This is a genomic window from Pedobacter sp. 01N416 (genome assembly GCF_056399685.1).
Map to the genome: position 1 here is coordinate 1 of NZ_JBFTRT010000901.1, position 1648 is coordinate 1648.

Genomic DNA, 1648 nt, shown 5'->3' on the forward strand with positions numbered 1-1648 from the left:
TGCGTGAGGCCCGTAATGGAGAAGATATTGTTAAGCTGATTAAAAAGGAAGCAGACGTTACTTTAGAGATTATTGAGGGGCAGCGGGAAGCAAATATTATTTATGCTAACCATATTGAAGAAGAGTTAGACGAAAATAAAAATTACCTATATATTGATGTGGGTGGAGGTAGTACCGAACTGTCAGTTTTTGTAAAAGGTGCTCCAGAAGCATCAAGATCCTTCAATATTGGTACAATCAGGATGCTCGATAACCAGGATAAGGAAGAAACCTGGGATGAAATGAAAGATTGGGTAAAAGAACATACAAAAGCATATAAACATTTGGCAGGCATAGGTACCGGTGGTAACATCAATAAACTCTTCCGCATGTCGGATGAGAAGGAAAATGCACCTCTGTCTTTGCAAAAGCTAAATTCGATGTATAATAAATTAACCAGTTATTCACTGAAAGAAAGAATTAATACGCTGGGCTTAAATCCCGACCGTGCAGACGTAATTATCCCGGCTTGTGAGATTTATTTAACCTTAATGAAATGGACTGGTATAAAACAGATTTATGTGCCTAAAGTGGGTATGGCCGATGGCATTATTAAGTTGTTGATTGAAGAGAAATTGGATTAAATTAAGCTACTTGATCGTCATTTCGACCGAAGTGGGAGAAATCTATCAAACAGATTTCTCTCCCGACTTAACATCGGGACTACGATGCAGTCGAAATAACGAATTTGGTTTCGAATGAATAACATCAGAAGAAAATTCYCTCCGCCTCGTCATCCTGAACTTGTTTCAGGATCTTTTTAGTCAGGAAAATCATCACAACAAAGACCCTGAAATGAATTCAGGGTTACATATTTTGTTTCATAGCCATTTTTAAAAAACCTTTCACCTCATCATTAACATCTTCTTCGAAATAAATCCTCAAATGATGGTTAAATTGATCGGTTCCTGGCACCTGCGCAATCTTAATGAAGCAAAGATTGTTTTCATAAGGTTGATTGAAAGGAACAACCACATGAATAAAGTTTTTCCCCAATTGCGTAATATATGCAAAACTTTTTCTTGATTCGATCGCAATCATGGATTTTGTAGGTCTGAGATTTATCTCTCCTAATCTGGTCAATTGTTCAATAAAAAAACGGAATAACCCTAGGGTGAAGGGTAAGTTGCAACATCTTTTTGCTCATCGCCAATAACATGTTTTAAAGCTTCGGCTTTATTCTCTCCAAAAACCAAAAATGCTACATTATCGGCTTTGTTGATTAACGGTGCTGTAAAACTGATGCGGTACGTATCCAATTTCTCTACATAAACTGAAGCCACATTTACTTCTTCATCTTTAACCAAAGTGGTGTGTGGGAAAATCGAAGCCGTATGTGCATCATCGCCCATACCCAAAAGGATTAAATCGAAAATGAGATCTTCACCGTTAAAGTGTTTATCGATTGCTTTTTTATATTCGATAGCTGCTTTTTCTGGAGCCAAAGTGGTATCAACGTAAAAAATATGGTCTTCTTTAATGCCTAGTGGATCTAAAATGGTTTTCTTGGCCATTAATCCGTTGTAGTTATCATCATTGGCCGGAACGTTGCGCTCATCGCCAAAGAAGAAGTATACTTTTTCCCAATCAATTCTGTGCTGACCTTCTG

General features: G+C 37.4%; 2 protein-coding genes and 1 pseudogene. 1 reads left to right on the forward strand and 2 read right to left on the reverse strand.

Translation table 11 applies throughout. The annotated features are described in order from the left end of the window. Positions 1-623 (forward strand): Ppx/GppA phosphatase family protein (locus AC1DND_RS28245; RefSeq protein WP_477586213.1); only part of this gene is annotated, 623 nt, incomplete at its 5' end. 223 nt (positions 624-846) lie between these two features. Here the strand turns inward: AC1DND_RS28245 and AC1DND_RS28250 are convergent. Then, positions 847-1134: pseudogene (locus AC1DND_RS28250) on the reverse strand (DUF5655 domain-containing protein); the annotation flags it as partial. 14 nt (positions 1135-1148) lie between these two features. Next, a partial coding sequence (pgl, locus tag AC1DND_RS28255) for a 6-phosphogluconolactonase (protein ID WP_477586215.1) occupies positions 1149-1648 on the reverse strand: 500 nt, incomplete at its 5' end.